Raw genomic sequence first — 19,726 nt, 5'->3', positions numbered from 1 at the left:
TAGATTAATACATAAGAATTATTTGGGTTATTGCCACTTTTTCAACCCTATGTTGTTAGGGTTTTGTTAAGCCGTGGAGCGGCGCCAGTGTTTCCTGTAGAGGAAACAGGGATATTCAGGAGAAAATGTGCTAAAAATCCGCCAGTTATGTGTCACCAGCCTTTTGCTGGTCAGCGGGGTCGCCAGCGCAGCGAATGTGCGTTTGCAGGTTGAGGGATTATCCGGGGAGCTGGAGAAAAACGTTCGCGCCCAGCTTTCCACCATCCAGAGCGATGAAGTCACGCCGGATCGTCGCTTTCGCGCGCGCGTCGATGACGCCATTCGCGAAGGTCTGAAAGCGCTGGGTTATTACGAGCCGACGATTGAATTTGATTTGCGTCCGCCGCCGAAAAGGGGACGTCAGGTGCTGATCGCCAAAGTGACCCCGGGAGAACCGGTGCGCATTGGCGGAACCGAGGTGATTCTGCGCGGCGGCGCCCGCACCGATAGCGACTACCTGGCGCTGCTGAAAACGCGCCCGGCCATCGGGACGGTGCTCAACCACGGGGATTACGACGGCTTCAAGAGCTCGCTGACCCGCGTCGCCCTGCGCAAAGGCTACTTTGACAGCGAGTTTCTTAAGAGCCAGCTCGGGGTCTCCCTCGACCGTCATCAGGCGTTCTGGGATATCGATTACGACAGCGGCGAACGCTATCGCTTTGGCCACGTCACTTTCTCTGGCTCGCAAATCCGCGATGAATACCTGCAAAACCTCGTGCCGTTTAAAGAGGGCGACTACTACACCTCGCAGGACCTGGCCGAGCTAAACCGCCGCCTGGCGGCGACCGGCTGGTTCAGTTCGGTGGTGGTGGCGCCTGATTTTGCTAAGTCGCGGAAAACCAAGGTGCTGCCTCTGCAGGGCGTTGTCTCGCCTCGCAAAGAGAACACCGTGGAAACCGGGGTCGGCTATTCCACAGACGTCGGTCCGCGGGTGAAAGCCACGTGGAAAAAACCATGGGTCAACTCGTATGGCCACAGCCTGACCTCCAGCGTCAGCCTCTCCGCCCCGGAGCAGCAGTTCGACTTTACCTATAAAGTCCCACTGCTGAAGAGCCCCCTTGAACAGTATTATCTGATGCAGGGCGGTTTTAAGCGTACCGACCTCAATGATACCCAGGCCGACTCTACCACCCTGGGTGTCTCGCGTTTCTGGGAGATGTCGAGCGGCTGGCAGCGAGCGATTAACCTGCGCTGGAGCTTGGATCACTTTACCCAGGCGAACGTCACCAACACCACCATGCTGATTTATCCTGGGGTCTCGGTGAACCGCACTCGCTCCCGCGGCGGCCTGATGCCTACCTGGGGCGATTCCCAGCGCTACTCGGTGGATTACTCCAACACCATGTGGGGCTCGGACATCAACTTCATCGTGATGCAGGCCCAGGACGTCTGGATCCGTACCCTCTATGACCGCCACCGCTTTGTGGTGCGCGGCAACCTTGGCTGGATCGAAGCGGACAACTTTGACAAGGTGCCGCCGGATCTGCGTTTTTTCGCCGGGGGCGATCGCAGTATTCGCGGCTATAAATACAAATCTATCTCGCCGAAGGACGATGACGGCAAGCTGATCGGGGCCTCGAAGCTGGCGACCGGCTCGCTGGAGTATCAGTACAACGTCAGTGGTAAATGGTGGGGCGCCGTGTTTGTCGATAGCGGCGAAGCGGTCAGCGATATTCGCGAGAGCGATTTCAAAACCGGCGCCGGGGTAGGCGTGCGCTGGCAGTCGCCGGTGGGGCCGATCAAGCTGGATATCGCCCGGCCGATCGGCGACAAAGAAGAGCATGGTTTACAGTTTTACATCGGTCTGGGGCCTGAATTATGAGTTTATGGAAGAAGATAAGCCTCGGCGTCTTAATCGTGTTGGTGCTCCTGCTGGGCACCGTCGGGTTCCTGGTGGGGACCACCACCGGCTTGCATCTGGTGTTCAAAGCGGCGGATCGCTGGGTACCGGGGCTGGAAATCGGCAAAGTGACCGGTGGCTGGCGTGATTTAACCCTCGATAATGTTCGCTACGAACAGCCCGGCGTGGCGGTGACCGCCGGTCAGTTTCACCTCAGCGTCAGGTTGCGCTGCCTGTGGGACAGCAGCCTGTGCGTAAACGACATCGCGCTGCGCGATATTTACGTCGCCGTCGATACCAAGAAGATGCCGCCCTCAGCGCCGGTCGAGGAAGAGGACAGCGGGCCGCTGAATCTCTCCACTCCTTATCCGATCACCCTCAGCCGCGTCGCGCTGCATAACGTCAACGTCAAAATCGATGATACCGCGGTCTCCGTACGCGACTTTTCCACCGGCCTGAACTGGCAGGAGAAAAATCTGACCCTGACGCCGACCTCGCTGCAGGGGCTGCTGATCGCCCTGCCTAAGGTGGCGAAAGTGGCGCAGGAGCAGGTGGTTGAGCCGAAAATTGACAACCCGCAGCCGCAGGAAAAACCGCTCGGCGAGACGATGACCGACCTCTTCTCGCAGCCGGTGCTGCCGGCAATGACCGATGTCCATCTGCCGCTGAACCTCAATATTCAGGCGTTCCGCGGCGAGCAGCTGCGCCTGACCGGCGATACCGATATCACCGTGTATAACCTGCTGCTGAAAGTCAGCAGTATCGACGGCCAGATGAAGCTCGACGCCCTTGATATCGACTCCGATCAGGGCAAGGTTAGCGCCTCGGGCAGCGCGCAGCTGCAGGATAACTGGCCGGTGGACATTACCCTCGCCGGAACCCTGAACGTCGACCCGATGAAAGGGGAGAAGGTGCAGCTGAAGGTGGGCGGCGAAGTGCGTAAAACGCTCAAAGTCGGAGTGGACTTAAGCGGGCCGGTCGCGGCCACGCTGCGCGCGGATGCGCAGCTGGCGGAGGCCGGGCTGCCGCTCAATATGGAGCTGAAGAGTAAGCAGCTCGCCTGGCCGTTCAGCGGCGAAAAGCAGTTTCAGGCCGACGATGTCCAGCTGAAGTTCAGCGGCAAAATGACCGACTATGCGCTGGCCTTCTCCACCGCGGTGAAAGGTCAATCGCTGCCGCCGGCGAAAATCGCCCTCAACGCCAAAGGCAATGAACGGCAGATCAATCTCGACAAGCTGACGGTCAATGCCCTGGAAGGGAAAACCGAGCTGAAGGCGCTGCTCGACTGGCAGCAGGCGATCAGCTGGCGCGGCGAGCTGACCCTCGACGGCATCAACACCGCCAAAGAGGTGCCGGACTGGCCGTCGAAGCTTAACGGCCGGATCAAGACCCAGGGCAGCCTGTACGGCGGCAGCTGGCAGATGTCGGTGCCGGAGCTGAAAATTACCGGCAACGTGAAGCAGAACAAAGTGGATGTGGCGGGCTCGCTGCAGGGTAACAGCTATCTGCAGTGGAAAATCCCGGGACTGCATCTGGCGTTGGGCCCGAACAGCGCTGATATCAAAGGCGAGCTGGGGGTGAAGGATCTTAATCTCGACGCCACCATCGATGCGCCGCACCTGGATAATGCGCTGCCGGGGCTCGGCGGGACGGCGAAGGGCTTGGTAAAAGTGCGCGGCACTGTCGATGCGCCGCAGCTGCTGGCCGATATCACCGCCCGGGCGCTGCGCTGGCAGGAGCTGACCATCGCCCAGGTCAACGTCAAAGGGGATGTGAAATCCACCGATCAGATTGGCGGTAACCTGGACGTGCGGGTGGATCGCATCAGCCAGCCGGGGGTCAATATCAGCCAGGTGCAGCTCAATGCCAAAGGTACAGAGAAACAGCATGAGCTGCGGCTGCGCGTACAGGGCGATCCGGTTTCCGGCCAGCTGACGCTGGCAGGCAGCTTCGATCGTCAGGCCGAACGCTGGAAGGGCTCGCTGAGCGATACCCGCTTCCAGACGCCGGTGGGGCCGGTAGCGCTGACGCGCAGCATTGCGCTGGACTATCGCAATCTGGAGCAGAAAATCAGCATCGGGCCACACTGCTGGACCAACCCGAACGCCGAGCTCTGCGTGCCTGAAACCATTGACGCGGGCGCCAGCGGACGGGCGCGGGTGAATCTCAACCGCTTCGATCTGGCGATGCTCAAGCCGTTTATGCCGGAGGCGACCCAGGCCAGCGGCGTGTTTACTGGTAATGCCGATGTGAGCTGGGACACCACCAAAGAGGGACTGCCGCAGGGCAAAGTGACCCTCAGCGGGCGCAACGTCAAGGTGACCCAGGTCGTCAACGACGCGCCGTTGCCGGTGGCGTTCGATACGCTTAACCTCAGCGCCGACCTGCACAACAATCGCGCCGAGCTGGGCTGGCTTATCCGCCTGACCAACAATGGTCAACTGGATGGGCAGGTGCAGGTTACCGACCCGCAGGGGCGGCGTAATCTCGGCGGCAATGTCAATATCAGCAACTTCTCGCTGGTGATGATCAACCCGATTTTCGCTCGTGGTGAAAAGGCAGAGGGAAGGCTCAACGCCCGTCTGCGTCTGGGCGGTAATGTGAAAAGTCCGCAGCTGTTCGGCCAGATGCAGCTGAGCGGGGTGGATATCGACGGCAACTTTATGCCGTTTGATATGCAGCCGAGCCAGCTGGCGATGAACTTCAACGGCACGCGCTCGACCCTGCAGGGGACGGTGAACACCCGCCAGGGGCAAATCGCCCTCAGCGGTAATGCCGACTGGACGCAGATCGATAACTGGCGGGCGCAAATTGCGGCGAAAGGCAGCCGGGTGCGGATCACGGTGCCGCCGATGGTGCGTCTCGATGTATCGCCGGATGTGGTGTTTACCGCCACGCCAAGCCTGTTCAATCTCGACGGCAAAGTGGATGTGCCCTGGGCGCGGATCGTGGTCAACGAGGTGCCGGAGAGCGCGGTCGGCGTCTCCTCTGATGAAGTGATGCTGGATAAAAACCTCAAGCCGATTAAGCAGCAGAGCGCCAGCATCCCGATCAACAGCAACCTGACCATTCACGTCGGCAACAACGTTCGTCTGGAAGCCTTCGGCCTGAAAGCGCGTCTGACCGGTGATTTGAAAGTGGCGCAGGACAAGCAGGGGCTGGGCCTCAACGGGCAGATTAATATTCCGGACGGCCGTTTCCACGCCTATGGTCAGGACTTGATTGTCCGCAAAGGGGAGCTGCTGTTCTCCGGTCCGCCGGATCAGCCGTTGCTGAATATCGAAGCGATTCGTAACCCGGATGCCACCGAAGACGATGTGATCGCCGGCGTTCGCGTCACCGGCTCCGCCGATCAGCCGAAAGCGGAGATCTTCTCTGATCCGGTTATGTCCCAGCAGGAAGCGCTGTCTTATCTGCTGCGCGGCCAGGGTTTGAGTAGTGGTCAGAGCGATAGCGCCGCGATGACCTCAATGCTTATTGGTATGGGGGTTGCACAAAGTGGTCAGGTTGTGGGTAAAATCGGCGAGACGTTTGGCGTAAGCAACTTGGCGTTGGACACCGAAGGGGTAGGCGATTCTTCCCAGGTGGTGGTCAGCGGCTATGTACTGCCGGGTCTGCAGGTAAAATACGGGGTCGGTATCTTCGATTCCCTGGCGACGCTGACTTTACGTTATCGCCTGATGCCTAAGCTATATGTGGAAGCGGTGTCTGGCATCGACCAGGCGCTCGATTTGCTCTATCAGTTTGAGTTTTAGCAATGCGAATATTTGTTTACGGCAGTTTACGACGCAAACAAGGCAACAGCCACTGGATGACCAACGCCCAGTGGCTGGGCGCTCATAGTGTCGACGATTATCAGCTGTACAGCCTGGGCCACTATCCAGGCGCGGTGCCCGGCGAAGGCACAGTACATGGTGAAGTTTATCGTATTGATGCATCGACGCTGGCCGAACTGGATGCGCTGCGCACCAAGGGGGGCGAGTATGCGCGCCACCTGATTCAGACGCCTTACGGCAGCGCATGGATGTATGTCTATCAACGTTCCGTTGAGGGTTGTACGTTGATAGCGAACGGCAACTGGTTGGATCGCGACCAGTATTAACCACGACAGCGCCACCTTCGGGTGGCGTTGTTTTTTATTACTTCAGTTCCCATGGCGTCATTCTGGCGCCCTGACGTCTGGCATAACGTAATATGGCCTGATGTACCTTCACTCTACCGGCCACCCGACGTGACAGGGGATGGGCAATCATACGGACAAACTCCATCACTATTAACAGCAGGTTAATCGGGAGCAGGGTGCCTGTCAGCCTGGTAAGCATTTCACGATAAAATGGCCAACTGCCCAGATTAAGCATGGGGTCGTGCAGTTTGATGGTGAGCGTAAAAAACATCATTATGAGTACGAGGCCGTACGCGATTTTATAAATTGATGCCATCTGCTGATTGCCGGGATGAAAGGGGCTATTTTTTAAATAAACACTGCCATCACTGACATTGTATAACGCCTGAAGATCATCGTATCCATGCCGGCGTGCGGCGATAACCCAGTCCCCATCGGCAAGAAATGGCGGGCGACAACGATTATTCAGGGCATCGCTCAGCCAGGTCAAGCGCGCTGAAAAAAACGAGTGACGAGTCGCCAGCTGAAAACAGGCGCCTTCTTTGATAAAATAAGGCCTTACCCTCGTAGCGATCCATATTTGATAATAACTATTCAGAATCACGCCTTCTTCAAGCGCAAATTCTTTTGGCAGCGCTATCTCGTTGTTGGCCGATGGTGGATGCCTTTCAGAAGTAGCGGGTAGAATTTCCAGACGCTGACAGAATGAAATATCGCCTTGCTTCGTTCGCTGCATTTTCGCATTGAGAACACGTAACCTGAGTGAGAAATTGCAAGAGCAAAAAGAGAAGATGCCGAAGGGATTCACCAACATTGTGATAAAACATAATAATAAAAAAATATCCAACCATGGAGCACAAGCGAGAATGATCAAGCAAACAAAAAAGACCAAGCCGACAGGTCGAAGAAGCTTTTTAATACTCAGCGGCTGCCGGGAAGGTTCGAGCAAAATGTGGCCATCGCTTAACCAGTGGATCCAGTAACTGCCATCCTTTAGGCGGCAAGTGCCGATATGTAGCGGCTGGCCGAGCCTCAGACGGTCAAAAAGCGAGGGGTCTTTAAAATGGCGTTTATCGGTATAAAAGGCATGCTCGCCTGCAATGAGGCGTAAATAGCTTTGCTCTTCCGAGGCGGCAGTGGTGAAGCCGGTAAAATTCACGGTGAAATAATGGGTCTGTTTCACAAGGTTCCTTCCTTGATGAAATGATGGTGTTTTACGTATCACGCGTTGCCGACCCACTCCTTACCAGAGCGGGAGATGATCCTTCGCCAGCCACATCGCGGAAGCCAACGTCGTCAGCGCGAGGAATAATAATCGTCGTGTTGGGGTGCTGAACATTACATGATCTCCTCGAGCGCGGTATGGCGGGCCGCTCCCTGCAGGTAGTGCCGCATCGCCGAGCGCATCTTCATCCAGTCAGCCACCCGGTGTGACAATAACCAGGCCGTCGGGCCAATCAGCTCCAGTACCGCCAGGATCCCGCCGAAACTGAGTAATAATAGGGACAGCATGTCCAGTGAATCCTGAATTAACCACCCAAATCCCCTGACTGGTTTGTATGGGTTATTTAGCGACATGCCGAGTATGAGGAGGTACATCACCAGCACCATGCCATAAAACAGGTTATAGACTAGCGACATTTGCCGGTCACCGGGATAACAGGGATGATTTTTCAGAAAAGCGCCCCCGTCGCTGACGTTGTATAACGCCTGGACGTCGTTATCTTTCCGTTGGTAGACGGCGACTATCCGATCGCCGATAGCGAGAAAGGGCGGTTGACGGCGGTAAAAAAAGGGATGCAGGCCGAAGTTGGCGAAGCCGTTCTGCCAGAAGAAGGCCAGCGGCGCCGTGTCGCATTGTATCCCAACGCCATGGTATTCCCGCGTTGGGTTCCCCGCGAACCACTTCTTAAAAATGATATTGCTAATTTTTCCCGTCCGGACGGCATAGCGTTCCGGCAGGGCTTGCGTAAAAGGCTTCGCCGACTGGCGGAGGGTTTGCGCCGTAGTCGGTAGCGGCTGGCAAAAGGAAAAGTCGCGGCGGCGGGCCTGCGCCATCTTCGCCAACAGATCGCGCATGGCGGGGTGCATTTTTAGCGCCCGGTGGAACAGTAGCTCGCAGAGCCCGGTTAACAGTGCGATGAAGGCCATTATCGCGATAATGCCGAAGCCGAACCTTCCCCATTCTGAGGTGCTCATCATGAGCGGGATAAGAGCGACGATGAGCGTCAGCAGGCTGATAATCAGCAGCGGCCGGGCCCAGCGCTTTACCCGTTGACTGGGCTCAAGGAGCGTTTCGCCATCGCTGAGCCAGTGGATCCAGTAACTGCCGTTGTCCAGGCGGCGGACGCCAAGGTGCAGAGGCTGATTGATCGTCAGGCGGTCAAAAAGCGAGGGGTCGTTAAAATAGCGTTTATCGGTATAAAAGACATGGTCGCCGGCGATAAGACGCAGATACCCCTGTTTTTCACAGGCGGCGGTCGTGAAGCCAGAAAAGTTAAGGGTGAAATAGCGAACGCTTTTCACGGGACACCCTCCATGGTGTTATCGCGGCTATCCGTGCCGCAATCAGGCAGGGGATGACCCTGCCTGAGACAGAATTACTTCTGCTTAGCGCGCTCGAAAGAGGCAACGATTTCGGCTTTCGCCGCTTCCGCGTTGTCCCAACCGTCGACTTTAACCCACTTGCCTTTTTCCAGATCTTTGTAGTGCTCAAAGAAATGAGTGATCTGGGCTTTCAGCAGTTCCGGCAGGTCGTTCACATCGTTGATGTGATCGTATTCTTTGCTCAGCTTGGTGTGCGGTACGGCAACCAGTTTCGCATCTTCACCAGATTCGTCGGTCATCTTCAGAACGCCAACCGGACGGCAGCGGATCACGGAGCCCGGCTGCAGCGGGTACGGAGTCGGGACCAGCACGTCAACCGGGTCGCCGTCCAGGGACAGGGTGTGGTTGATGTAGCCGTAGTTGCACGGATAGAACATTGCCGTGGACATGAAACGGTCAACGAACAGTGCACCGCTCTCTTTGTCGACTTCGTATTTGATAGGATCTGCGTTCGCCGGGATTTCGATCACGACGTAGATGTCTTCCGGCAGATCTTTGCCCGCAGGTACGTTGAGTAAGCTCATGTCTGTTTCCTTTAAAATGTATGGCAAACAAGTGCTCGGTATTATAGCCAACTCACATCGAAAGTCTTCGCTTCTTTTTCCCGATATCGCCGCAGAGTGCTCCGAATTTTTCGCGTAATAATGACATGAAAATCCATAAACATAGCCACATCATGAATAAATTTATGTAACCGTTTTCATTGCATGTGATTGATTTATCATACTGCTTAAAAAAACGTCATAAACCGCAACAGCCGCGCTCCCTGTGAAGCCTTATCGGCTCTCCGCTGGGCAGTAGGGCCGACATTAACATCTCATTTACTTTTTTGAAGTGTGATGTAACGCATTCAGTTACATCACCGATTGTCTATAGTTTGTCCGCAGGTGAGACTTTAACCAACAATAACCCTACGAGGATACCCTTATGTGGAAGCGCTTACTTCTTGTCACAGCAGTTTCCGCAGCTATGTCGTCTATGGCGATAGCTGCCCCGCTAACCGTAGGTTTTTCGCAGGTCGGTTCTGAATCCGGCTGGCGTGCGGCGGAAACCAGCGTCGCGAAAGAGGAGGCCGCCAAGCGCGGTATCACCCTGAAGATCGCTGATGGTCAGCAAAAACAGGAAAACCAGATCAAAGCAGTGCGTTCCTTTATTGCTCAAGGGGTCGACGCGATCTTCATTGCGCCGGTGGTGGCCACCGGCTGGGAACCGGTGCTGAAAGAGGCGAAAGAGGCCAAGATCCCGGTTTTCCTCCTCGACCGTTCCATTGATGTTAAAGATAAAGATCTCTACATGACCACCGTGACCGCCAACAACGTGCTGGAAGGCCAGCTGATTGGCGACTGGCTGGTGAAAACCGTCGACGGTAAGCCGTGTAACGTCGTTGAACTGCAGGGCACCGTTGGGGCCAGCGTGGCCATCGATCGTAAGAAAGGCTTCGCCGACGCGATTGCCAAAGCGTCGAATATCAAAATTATCCGCTCCCAGTCCGGCGACTTCACCCGCAGTAAAGGGAAAGAGGTCATGGAGAGCTTTATCAAAGCTGAGAATAACGGCAAAAACATCTGCATGGTGTTCGCTCATAACGACGATATGGCCATCGGCGCTATCCAGGCCATTAAAGAAGCTGGCCTGAAGCCGGGCAAAGATATTCTGACCGGCTCCATCGACGGCGTGCCGGATATCTATAAAGCGATGATCGCCGGAGAAGCCAACGCCAGCGTCGAGCTGACGCCAAATATGGCCGGCCCGGCGTTCGATGCGCTGGAGAAATACAAAAAAGACGGCACCCTGCCGGAGAAGCTGACCATTACCAAATCGACGCTGTACCTGCCGGATACGGCGAAAGAAGAGTTAGAGAAGAAGAAAAATATGGGCTACTGAGTGGGGAGCCCCTCATTCCATCCCTCCCCCCGGTGGGAGAGGGTAAAAAGCAGCGTTCCAGAAACCCCGGGAAGCCCAGCGCGACCCGGGGTAACCTGACATCATTTGAAGGTGACATCGATTATGAGCGCCGAGGCACACCAGGAGATCCTTCGCACCGAAGGACTTAGTAAATTCTTCCCCGGCGTTAAGGCGCTGGATAACGTCAACTTTAGCCTGCGGCGCGGCGAAATCATGGCCCTGTTGGGCGAAAACGGCGCCGGAAAATCGACGCTGATCAAAGCGCTCACCGGCGTTTACCATGCCGATCGCGGCACTATCTGGCTGGAAGGCCAGGCTATTTCGCCCAAAAATACCGCCCATGCCCAGCAGCTGGGGATCGGCACCGTCTACCAGGAAGTGAACCTGCTGCCCAATATGTCGGTGGCGGATAACCTGTTCATCGGCCGTGAACCGCGGCGGTTTGGTCTGCTGCGACGTAAAGAGATGGAGGCCAGAGCGACGGCGCTGATGGCCTCCTACGGCTTTTCCCTCGACGTGCGCGAGCCGCTGAACCGCTTTTCGGTGGCGATGCAGCAGATCGTCGCTATCTGTCGGGCCATCGACCTGTCGGCCAAGGTGCTGATCCTCGACGAGCCCACCGCCAGCCTCGATACCCAGGAGGTGGAGATGCTGTTCACCCTGATGCGCCAGCTCAGGGATAACGGCGTCAGCCTGATCTTCGTCACCCATTTTCTCGACCAGGTCTATGCGGTCAGCGACCGCATCACCGTGCTGCGTAACGGCACATTTGTGGGCTGCCGTGAGACCCGCGAGCTGCCGCAGATTGAGCTGGTGAAAATGATGCTGGGTCGCGAACTGGACCACAATGCCCTGCAGCGGGCGGGCCGTACCCTGCTGAGCGATAAACCGGTAGCGGCGTTTGAAGGCTACGGTAAAAAAGGAACCATCGCCCCGTTCGACCTGCAGGTCCGCCCGGGCGAAATTGTAGGCCTCGCCGGCCTGCTGGGTTCCGGACGCACGGAAACCGCCGAGGTGATCTTCGGCATTAAAACGGCGGACAGCGGGAAGGCGTGGATCAAAGGCAAACCGCAGACCTTGCGCTCCCCGCATCAGGCGTCCTGCCTCGGGATCGGCTTCTGTCCGGAGGATCGTAAAACCGACGGCATTATCGCCGCTGCCTCGGTGCGGGAAAATATCGTTCTCGCCCTGCAGGCGCAGCGCGGCTGGCTGCGGCCGATCCCCCGCCGGGAGCAGAATGAGATCGCCGAGCGCTTTATTCGCCAGCTGGGGATCCGTACCCCGAGCGCCGAGCAGCCGATCGAGTTTCTCTCCGGCGGCAACCAGCAGAAGGTGCTGCTCTCCCGCTGGCTGCTGACCAAACCGCAGTTCCTGATCCTCGATGAGCCGACCCGCGGCATCGACGTCGGCGCCCATGCGGAAATTATTCGCCTGATTGAAACCCTCTGCGCCGATGGCCTGGCGCTGCTGGTTATCTCTTCTGAACTGGAGGAGCTGGTGGGTTACGCCGATCGGGTCATTATCCTGCGCGATCGCCGACAAGTGGCGGAGATCCCGCTCGCCGAGCTCTCTGTTCCGGCGATCATGAACGCTATTGCGGCATAAGGAGTAACCCATGATGCCTCGATCTCTTTCGCAAACCGGCCCGGAGAAGCGACGCTTCACCTGGCCGAAGGGCACCCCGCAGATTATTGCCCTGCTGCTGGTTCTGCTGGTAGACAGCCTGGTGGCGCCCCATTTTTATCAGGTGGTGCTCCAGGATGGCCGCCTGTTTGGCAGCCCGATCGATATTCTCAACCGCGCCGCGCCGGTGGCGCTGCTGGCGATTGGCATGACGCTGGTGATCGCCACCGGCGGCATCGACCTGTCGGTAGGGGCGGTGATGGCGATTGCCGGCGCGACAGCCGCCTCGATGACCGTCGCCGGGCACAGCCTGCCGGTGGTGCTGTTGGCCGCGCTGGCCGCGGGCGCGCTGGCCGGATTGTGGAACGGCATCCTCGTGGCGGTCCTTAAGATCCAGCCCTTTGTGGCGACGCTGATCCTGATGGTGGCCGGGCGCGGGGTGGCGCAGTTGATCACCGCCGGGCAGATCGTCACCTTTGATTCCCCGGCCCTGGCGTGGCTCGGCAGCGGATCGTTTCTGCTGTTTCCGACGCCGGTGATCGTCGCCGCCGCTACGCTGCTGCTGTTCTGGCTGTTTACCCGTAAAACGGCGCTGGGCATGTTTATTGAGGCGGTAGGGATCAACATCCGCGCGGCGAAAAACGCCGGCGTCAATACCCGCATCGTGGTGATGCTGGCCTATGTCCTGAGCGGCGTCTGCGCGGCGATCGCCGGGATCATCGTGGCGGCGGACATCCGCGGCGCGGATGCCAATAACGCCGGGCTATGGCTTGAGCTGGACGCCATTCTGGCGGTGGTCATCGGCGGCGCCTCGCTGATGGGCGGGCGCTTTAACCTGCTGCTCTCGGTGGTGGGGGCGCTGATTATCCAGGGAATGAACACCGGGATTTTGCTCTCCGGCTTCCCGCCGGAGCTCAACCAGGTGGTGAAAGCGGTGGTGGTGCTGTGCGTACTGATTGTCCAGTCGCCGCGCTTTATCGGTTTACTGAAAGGGGTACGCGGCCATGATAAAACGTAATTTACCATTGATGATCACCCTTGCGGTGTTTGTGTTGGGCTACCTCTACTGCCTGACTCAGTTCCCCGGTTTTGCCTCAACGCGGGTGATCTGCAATATCCTGACGGATAATGCCTTCCTCGGGATCATCGCCGTGGGCATGACCTTCGTGATCCTCTCCGGCGGGATCGATCTGTCGGTGGGGTCGGTGATCGCCTTTACCGGCGTCTTCCTCGCCAAAGCAATTGGCTTTTGGGGAATCTCGCCGCTGGTGGCCTTTCCGCTAGTGCTGGTGATGGGCTGCGCCTTCGGCGCGTTTATGGGGCTGCTGATTGACGCCCTGAAGATCCCGGCCTTTATCATCACCCTCGCCGGCATGTTCTTCCTGCGCGGCGTGAGCTATCTGGTGTCAGAGGAGTCGATTCCGATTAACCACCCAGTGTACGACACCCTGTCCGGGCTGGCATGGACCATTCCCGGCGGCGGTCGTCTCAGCGCCATGGGACTGCTGATGCTGCTGGTGGTGGTGGCCGGTATTTTTGTCGCCCATCGCACCCGCTTTGGCAACCAGGTGTATGCCATCGGCGGCAACGCCATGTCGGCGAATCTGATGGGGATTTCGACTCGCAGCGCCACGATCCGTATCTATATGCTCTCCACCGGACTGGCGACGCTGGCCGGGATCGTCTTTTCCATTTATACCCAGGCGGGCTATGCGCTGGCGGGCGTCGGCGTCGAGCTGGATGCGATTGCCTCGGTGGTGATCGGCGGTACGCTGCTAAGCGGTGGCGTCGGTACCGTGCTGGGAACGCTGTTCGGGGTGGCGATCCAGGGGCTGATTCAGACCTACATCAACTTCGACGGCACCCTCAGCTCATGGTGGACGAAAATCGCCATCGGCATTTTGCTGTTTATCTTTATCGCGCTGCAGCGTGGGCTGACCGTGCTGTGGGAAAATCGGCAGAATGCGGCGGTGACGCGGGTGAGCGGGGCGGGGAGTCGCTAAGAAATGCTCCTCCCGCAGGCGCGGGAGGAGCGGGCAGGGCGCTTAGGCGTCCGGGAACGCTTTAATAAAGTTCTCGACGTCTTCTACCATGTGGTTGTTGCCGACGAAGAAGGAGCGACGCTGATGCAGGCTTTCCGGGATAATATCCAGAATACGCTCTTTACCGTCGCTGGCCTTACCGCCCGCCTGTTCGGCGAGGAAGGCCATCGGGTTGCATTCATACAGTAGGCGCAGCTTGCCTTCCGGGTGGCTGGCGGTGCTCGGATAGAGATAGATGCCGCCTTTCAGCAGGTTGCGGTGGAAGTCCGCCACCAGCGAGCCGATATAGCGAGAGGTATAAGGACGCTGAGTCGCTTTGTCCTCTTCCTGACAGTACTTAATGTACTTCTTCACGCCCTGCGGGAATTTGATGTAGTTGCCTTCGTTGATGGAGTAGGTATTGCCCTTCTCCGGGAAGCGCATACGCTCCTGGCATAGACAGAAGACGCCAAGGGACGGGTCGTAGGTGAAGGCATGAACGCCGCAGCCGGTGGTATACACCAGCATCGTCGACGATCCGTAGACCACATAGCCCGCGGCCACCTGCTTGTTGCCCGGCTGCAGGAAGTCTTCTTCTGTCACCGGCGTGCCGACAGGCGTCACGCGACGGTAGATAGAGAAGATCGTACCGACAGAGACGTTAACGTCGATGTTAGAGGAGCCATCCAGAGGGTCCATCAGCACCACGTATTTGGCGTGTTCACACCCTTCGAAGACGACAATCTCATCTTCTTCTTCAGAGGCGATCCCGGCAACAATATCGCGTGCTCGCAGTGCGGCTTTTAATTTTTCATTAGCGAACAGATCGAGTTTTTGCTGAACCTCGCCCTGAACGTTTTCAGCACCGCTGGCACCCAGGATATCGACCAGACCGGCCTTGTTGATATCGCGGTGGATGATCTTGGCGCCCAACTTTATTGCTGACAACAAAGCAGTCAGCTCACCGGTGGCGTGGGAGAACTCGTGCTGCTTTTCAACAATAAACTCACCTAACGTTTTCATAACTCGTTCCCTGCATTTTTATGTTGAGTAAAACGAACGCAACAATCTTAACAAAGAATCAAAAAAGTGCGCACAGGTGAATCGCGCCAGCAAAATACAGATTCGCCTGAAATGCATTTCGCCAGGGCCCGGGATATGGGTAAAATGTGCCCCGGATAAGAAAAGGAAATGACGAATGCGCATTCATATTTTAGGAATCTGTGGCACGTTTATGGGGGGGCTGGCCATGCTGGCGCGCTCCCTCGGTCATGAGGTAACGGGGTCGGATGCTAACGTCTATCCGCCGATGAGCACCCTGCTGGAAAACCAGGGGATTGATTTAATTCAGGGCTATGACCCCAGCCAGCTGGAGCCCCGGCCGGACCTGGTGATCATCGGTAACGCCATGACTCGCGGCAACCCGTGCGTTGAAGCGGTGCTGGAAAATAATATTCCCTATATGTCCGGCCCGCAGTGGCTACACGACTTCGTGCTGCGCGATCGCTGGGTGCTGGCCGTCGCCGGGACCCACGGCAAAACCACCACTGCCGGCATGGCGACCTGGATCCTTGAAGCCTGCGGCTATAAACCGGGGTTCGTGATTGGCGGCGTTCCGGGCAATTTCGACGTCTCCGCGCGCCTGGGCGACAGCCCGTTCTTCGTCATTGAAGCCGACGAATATGACTGCGCCTTCTTCGACAAGCGCTCCAAGTTTGTTCACTACTGCCCGCGGACGCTGATCCTCAACAACCTTGAGTTCGACCACGCGGACATCTTTGATGACCTGAAGGCGATTCAGAAACAATTCCACCATCTGGTGCGCATCGTGCCGGGCAAAGGCAAAATTATCCTGCCGGAGAACGACATCAACCTGAAGCAGGTGATGGCGATGGGCTGCTGGAGCGAGCAGGAGCTGGTGGGCGAGCAGGGCCACTGGCAGGCGAAAAAACTGAACGCCGACGCCTCGCAGTGGGAAGTCTTACTCGACGGCGAAAAGGTCGGCGAAGTGAAGTGGGCGCTGGTCGGCGAGCATAATATGCATAACGGCCTGATGGCGATTGCCGCGGCGCGTCACGTCGGCGTGCTGCCGGCGGATGCCGCGAACGCGCTGGGCAGCTTTATCAACGCCCGCCGTCGCCTGGAGCTGCGGGGCGAAGCCAACGGCGTCACCGTGTATGACGATTTCGCCCATCATCCGACGGCAATCCTCGCCACGCTGCAGGCGCTGCGCGGTAAAGTAGGCGGTACCGCGCGCATTCTCGCCGTGCTGGAGCCGCGCTCTAACACCATGAAAATGGGCGTCTGCAAGGACGATCTGGCGCCGTCTCTCGGCCGCGCCGATGAAGTGTTCCTCCTGCAGCCGCAGCATATTCCGTGGCAGGTGGCGGAAGTGGCGGAAGCCTGCGTCCAGCCGGCCCACTGGAGCGCCGACGTCGATACCCTGGCGGAGATGGTGGTCAAAACCGCCCACCCGGGCGACCATATCCTGGTGATGAGCAACGGCGGCTTCGGCGGTATTCATCAGAAGCTGCTGGATAAGCTGGCGCAAAAAGCGGCCGCGGCTGAATAAGCGCGTACGCCTCCGGTAACTGCCCTCCGCGTGAGGGCAGTTTTATTTTAGCTACCAGGAATTGTGTGATGCTGACCTGCGAAAGCGTACGTTCTACCGACTCGCCCCATTTCGCCATGCTGGACGCGCTTTACGCGCGCGCCTTTCCGTGGCACGAGCAGCGCGAAAGCGAGGCCAAACGTCAGGCGCTGAGCCACCCGCGCTACGCGCTGGAAGCATGGTTCGATGAAGGCGTCTTTGTCGGCCTCAGCGGCTGCTGGCAGTTTGCCGGCTACGGTTATATCGAACATCTGGCGATCGACGACACGCTGCGCTCCCGCGGCTATGGTAAACAGCTGCTGGCGCAGATCCTGACGCGCGCCCCGCTGACCATTCTGGAAATCGATCCGCTAACCACGGCCATCGCCCATAAACGGCTGCGCTTTTATCAGTCGATGGGGTTCCATGCTAATCCCTGGGCGCATCATCACCCGAGCTATCATCAGGGCATTGCGGATCATGAGCTGCTGGTGCTGAGCTACCCGCAGCCGATCGATGAGCGGCAGTATCAGCAGTTTGCCCGGGATCTCGGGCACGAGGTGATGGGGCGGGAGTAGCCCGGCTCGGCGTACCGCTCCGGGCATTCGACTGGCGGCGCTGTTACTCTTTGGCGATCGGCGTCTCGTTCTCCGCGACTTTGTTATCGCCCTGAATCTTAGCGATTTTCTGCTCAACGGCGGCTACCTGGGCGCTGTCGTGCAGCAGGGTGTAGGTTAGATCAAACTGCGCGCTGGCGCCCGGCTGCAGCTGCTTCACGCGTTTTTGTTCGCGTTCAATGGTGACTGGATAGGCGTAGCTGGTCCCCGGTTCGATACCGGTGACATAGCCCTGCTTGACGGTATCGGTGTTTTTCCATAGCGTCAGGACCGGCAGCTGACGGGTATCAAACTGAATAGAGGCCCCTTTATCGCCCGCTTTGTTGACCACCGCGGCCAGGGTCTGGTGATTTTCATCGGCCAGCGGCTGAATATTAAATACCATCTCGTCAAAATCTTTGGTCGGTCCCTGATAGGTTTGCCAGGTTTTTAACCCACTCTTAGCGTAATCATTGAACGGGCTGATGCTGGAGATCGGGGCGAGGAAACGCGCGCCTTCTTCGAGGATCGGGGTGCCGAAGTTGCTGTGGTAGATGATCTGATAATCATGCGGATAGTCGGCATGGTTGGTTAAGACGTCATGTAAGCTGAAGCTGTTGCTGCCCGGGACGTAGCGCAGTTCGGTCAGGGTCTGCAGATCGGCTTTTTTAAAGGTGCTCTCTTTCACCAGCCCGCGGATGCGGATTTCATACGGCGCGCTGTCGGCCACCTCCACCTCCACCAGAGAGGCCGGAGTGTTGCCCGCCTTGCCGTGTAGGGTATAAATTTGCCCGTCCGCGGTCACCGGATGGCCGGTCCATTCATAGCCGCAGCGGACCATCATCTCGTTGAATCCTTCCAGCCAGCCGAGGCCATTGCGGCTTTCCAGGTTGATAAACGCCGGGTTGACGACCTCTTTAACCGGCGAATCCCAGCCCATCCGGCTGCCGAAACCCTCAATACGCAGTAAGTTCATGCCGCGTGTCGGGCTCAAGGTAATGGTCAGGCCGTCTTTACTGTGAATGGTAAGGATTTTGCTGCCTTCCTGCTTACCGCCGTGCAGGACTTTCTGCTCAATGCTGAACGCATGATCTTTCACCTTCAGCTGATCGCTGTTGATCTGCCAGTTTCCTTTATCCATCCCCTCTTCAGCGTTCGTCAGCACCCATGTTTTTGCCGCGGCCGAGCCGGAAACCAGCAGGGCGATCGTCGTCAGAACCAATGTCTTTTTCATTTTTATTCCCTTTTTGCTGAATCGATTGTGTCATTGACGTGTGAAATCTACCGGCATGGGGGTGATTAAAATGTGAAGCGCCTCACCTGGTGAGAAAGTGGCCGTTTTTATGATGTTAAATGAGATGAAAGTCGTATTATTTTGCTGAGTAATACGTATTTATCACCAGGATATGTGATCTATATTGTTTTTAGCTTTAACGATTCAGCTTGATAAGTCAGGCTATAAACAAACGCATCGTTGTGCGGATGAGGGGACTCAGGCGATGCGACGGGAATCCCCCTGCTGGCGCAAGCCTTAGAGCTGGGGTGAAGGTAGGCCGGATAAGGCGTAGCCGCCATCCGGCATAACGACGGGAACGGGGTTTGGTACAGCTTGCCCGGCGGCGCTGCGCTTGCGCCGGCCTACGGTGTGAGTAACCGTTTGATATAGGGAACCGTAGCCCGGATAAGGCGCAGCGCGCCGCCATCCGGGAGACTATTGCGGGCAAAAACAGGGGGACTTAGCCTTCGTTTTCCGCCAGTTCACGCAGATACTGGAAGATCAGGCGCGCCGATTTCGGCGGCTTGTTGCCTTCTTTCTCTTTCTTCGCATTGCGGATCAGCGAACGCAGCTGCTGACGGTCAGCATCTGGCCACAGGTTCAGCACTTCAGCGACGGCGTCATCCCCGTCGTCAATCAGTCGGTCGCGGATCTGCTCCAGCTTGTGGAACAGCGCAACCTGCTGGTTGTGACGGTTTTTCAGCTTGTCCAGCGCCTGACGAATCGGATCGACATCGCGGTTGCGCAGCATCTTGCCGATAAGCTGTAGCTGGCGGCGGCGACCCTCTTTTTTGATTCGCTGGGCGAGTTCGATGGCGTCGCGCAGGTCGGTATCCAGCGGAATTTTATCCAGCGCGTTTTTCCCCAGGTCAACGAGTTCCGCGCCAAGACGCTTCAGTTCTTCCGCGTCGCGCTTAATTTCACTCTTACTGACCCAGATGATTTCATCATCTTCATCTTCAACGTCATCACCGGGCACGTCGTCGAGCCAGTCTTCGGGCTGCTTTGTCATCTCAGGCTCCTTAAAAAAAGAGGCTAATGTTACCAGTTAAGGCGCGCACTGAAAAACGGTTCTCTGTTAGACTTCAGTTAACTCCTTCTTACAT

16 protein-coding genes are annotated in these 19,726 nt (G+C 57.4%); 10 read left to right on the top strand and 6 right to left on the bottom strand.

From position 1 onward, the window contains the following. Positions 1 to 127: 127 nt before the first annotated feature. The 3 genes from tamA to KHQ28_RS05510 are packed head-to-tail and all read left to right on the top strand — an operon-like array spanning position 128 to position 5,981. Entirely contained in the window at positions 128 to 1,861 is a 1,734-nt protein-coding gene (gene tamA / locus KHQ28_RS05520; protein WP_002886722.1) for an autotransporter assembly complex protein TamA, read from the top strand. Then, positions 1,858 to 5,634 (top strand): autotransporter assembly complex protein TamB, encoded by a 3,777-nt coding sequence (tamB, locus tag KHQ28_RS05515; RefSeq protein ID WP_032418149.1) that lies wholly within the window; start codon positions 1,858 to 1,860, stop codon positions 5,632 to 5,634. The genes tamA and tamB overlap by 4 nt, the downstream gene beginning before the upstream one ends. A gap of 2 nt (positions 5,635 to 5,636) precedes the next feature. Further along, entirely contained in the window at positions 5,637 to 5,981 is a 345-nt protein-coding gene (locus KHQ28_RS05510; RefSeq protein ID WP_002886724.1) for a gamma-glutamylcyclotransferase, read from the top strand. A 37-nt stretch (positions 5,982 to 6,018) separates the two neighbouring features. Here the strand turns inward: KHQ28_RS05510 and KHQ28_RS05505 are convergent, their stop codons facing one another. The 3 genes from KHQ28_RS05505 to ppa form a co-directional block, all read right to left on the bottom strand. Then, positions 6,019 to 7,185, bottom strand: a complete 1,167-nt coding sequence (locus KHQ28_RS05505) for a hypothetical protein (protein ID WP_032418148.1) — start codon at positions 7,183 to 7,185, stop codon at positions 6,019 to 6,021. 155 nt (positions 7,186 to 7,340) lie between these two features. Next, entirely contained in the window at positions 7,341 to 8,528 is a 1,188-nt protein-coding gene (locus tag KHQ28_RS05500) for a hypothetical protein (protein WP_004186677.1), read from the bottom strand. Positions 8,529 to 8,602: 74 nt separating this feature from the next. Next, complete coding sequence (gene ppa, locus KHQ28_RS05495) at positions 8,603 to 9,133, bottom strand: inorganic diphosphatase (protein WP_002886766.1); 531 nt, start codon at positions 9,131 to 9,133, stop codon at positions 8,603 to 8,605. A 403-nt stretch (positions 9,134 to 9,536) separates the two neighbouring features. Between ppa and ytfQ the strand changes: the two genes are divergently transcribed. From ytfQ to yjfF, 4 genes are all read left to right on the top strand, one after another. Continuing rightward, complete coding sequence (ytfQ, locus tag KHQ28_RS05490; protein ID WP_002886769.1) at positions 9,537 to 10,493, top strand: galactofuranose ABC transporter, galactofuranose-binding protein YtfQ; 957 nt, start codon at positions 9,537 to 9,539, stop codon at positions 10,491 to 10,493. 123 nt (positions 10,494 to 10,616) lie between these two features. After that, positions 10,617 to 12,119, top strand: coding sequence for a galactofuranose ABC transporter, ATP-binding protein YtfR (ytfR, locus tag KHQ28_RS05485; protein ID WP_004177669.1), 1,503 nt, complete (start codon positions 10,617 to 10,619; stop codon positions 12,117 to 12,119). Between the two features lie 10 nt (positions 12,120 to 12,129). Continuing rightward, positions 12,130 to 13,155 (top strand): galactofuranose ABC transporter, ATP-binding protein YtfT, encoded by a 1,026-nt coding sequence (ytfT, locus tag KHQ28_RS05480; RefSeq protein ID WP_004152011.1) that lies wholly within the window; start codon positions 12,130 to 12,132, stop codon positions 13,153 to 13,155. Then, positions 13,142 to 14,140: a galactofuranose ABC transporter, permease protein YjfF gene (gene yjfF, locus KHQ28_RS05475; protein ID WP_004178367.1), complete on the top strand. Its 999-nt coding sequence runs from the start codon at positions 13,142 to 13,144 to the stop codon at positions 14,138 to 14,140. Before ytfT ends, yjfF begins: the two co-directional genes overlap by 14 nt. Before the next feature lie 42 nt (positions 14,141 to 14,182). On the opposite strand, the gene fbp is transcribed toward yjfF, so the two are convergent. Next, a complete protein-coding gene (gene fbp, locus KHQ28_RS05470; protein ID WP_002886827.1) occupies positions 14,183 to 15,181 on the bottom strand; it encodes a class 1 fructose-bisphosphatase in 999 nt (332 codons plus the stop codon). Positions 15,182 to 15,356: 175 nt separating this feature from the next. On the opposite strand from fbp, the gene mpl reads away from it, so the two are divergent. Beyond that, positions 15,357 to 16,730, top strand: coding sequence for a UDP-N-acetylmuramate:L-alanyl-gamma-D-glutamyl-meso-diaminopimelate ligase (gene mpl / locus KHQ28_RS05465; protein ID WP_002886886.1), 1,374 nt, complete (start codon positions 15,357 to 15,359; stop codon positions 16,728 to 16,730). Between the two features lie 68 nt (positions 16,731 to 16,798). After that, positions 16,799 to 17,326, top strand: coding sequence for a GNAT family N-acetyltransferase (locus KHQ28_RS05460; protein ID WP_002886889.1), 528 nt, complete (start codon positions 16,799 to 16,801; stop codon positions 17,324 to 17,326). Positions 17,327 to 17,369: 43 nt separating this feature from the next. Here KHQ28_RS05460 and KHQ28_RS05455 read toward each other — a convergent pair whose 3' ends face one another. Beyond that, positions 17,370 to 18,578 carry an aldose 1-epimerase family protein gene (locus KHQ28_RS05455; RefSeq protein WP_019704693.1) on the bottom strand — a complete coding sequence of 403 codons (1,209 nt, stop codon included), beginning with the start codon at positions 18,576 to 18,578 and terminating at the stop codon, positions 17,370 to 17,372. A 184-nt stretch (positions 18,579 to 18,762) separates the two neighbouring features. On the opposite strand from KHQ28_RS05455, the gene KHQ28_RS05450 reads away from it, so the two are divergent. Then, complete coding sequence (locus tag KHQ28_RS05450) at positions 18,763 to 18,879, top strand: hypothetical protein (RefSeq protein ID WP_032413232.1); 117 nt, start codon at positions 18,763 to 18,765, stop codon at positions 18,877 to 18,879. Between the two features lie 201 nt (positions 18,880 to 19,080). Here KHQ28_RS05450 and yjgA read toward each other — a convergent pair whose 3' ends face one another. Beyond that, positions 19,081 to 19,632: a ribosome biogenesis factor YjgA gene (gene yjgA, locus KHQ28_RS05445; protein ID WP_004177664.1), complete on the bottom strand. Its 552-nt coding sequence runs from the start codon at positions 19,630 to 19,632 to the stop codon at positions 19,081 to 19,083. Positions 19,633 to 19,726 lie beyond the last annotated feature (94 nt).

Origin of the sequence: Klebsiella sp. 28, assembly GCF_018223905.1 — a bacterium.
Lineage (GTDB): Bacteria > Pseudomonadota > Gammaproteobacteria > Enterobacterales > Enterobacteriaceae > Klebsiella > Klebsiella pneumoniae.
The sequence above is the reverse complement of the archived record's forward strand: the minus strand, read 5'-3'. Positions and strand labels throughout refer to the sequence as shown.

Coding starts and splice junctions, on each gene's coding strand:
- mpl (WP_002886886.1), top strand. CDS start 15,357: ATGCGCATTCATATTTTAGGAATCTGTGGCACGTTTATGGGGGGGCTG.
- KHQ28_RS05510 (WP_002886724.1), top strand. CDS start 5,637: ATGCGAATATTTGTTTACGGCAGTTTACGACGCAAACAAGGCAACAGC.
- ppa (WP_002886766.1), bottom strand. CDS start 9,133: ATGAGCTTACTCAACGTACCTGCGGGCAAAGATCTGCCGGAAGACATC.
- KHQ28_RS05460 (WP_002886889.1), top strand. CDS start 16,799: ATGCTGACCTGCGAAAGCGTACGTTCTACCGACTCGCCCCATTTCGCC.
- fbp (WP_002886827.1), bottom strand. CDS start 15,181: ATGAAAACGTTAGGTGAGTTTATTGTTGAAAAGCAGCACGAGTTCTCC.
- tamB (WP_032418149.1), top strand. CDS start 1,858: ATGAGTTTATGGAAGAAGATAAGCCTCGGCGTCTTAATCGTGTTGGTG.
- ytfR (WP_004177669.1), top strand. CDS start 10,617: ATGAGCGCCGAGGCACACCAGGAGATCCTTCGCACCGAAGGACTTAGT.
- yjfF (WP_004178367.1), top strand. CDS start 13,142: ATGATAAAACGTAATTTACCATTGATGATCACCCTTGCGGTGTTTGTG.
- ytfQ (WP_002886769.1), top strand. CDS start 9,537: ATGTGGAAGCGCTTACTTCTTGTCACAGCAGTTTCCGCAGCTATGTCG.
- KHQ28_RS05455 (WP_019704693.1), bottom strand. CDS start 18,578: ATGAAAAAGACATTGGTTCTGACGACGATCGCCCTGCTGGTTTCCGGC.
- yjgA (WP_004177664.1), bottom strand. CDS start 19,632: ATGACAAAGCAGCCCGAAGACTGGCTCGACGACGTGCCCGGTGATGAC.
- ytfT (WP_004152011.1), top strand. CDS start 12,130: ATGATGCCTCGATCTCTTTCGCAAACCGGCCCGGAGAAGCGACGCTTC.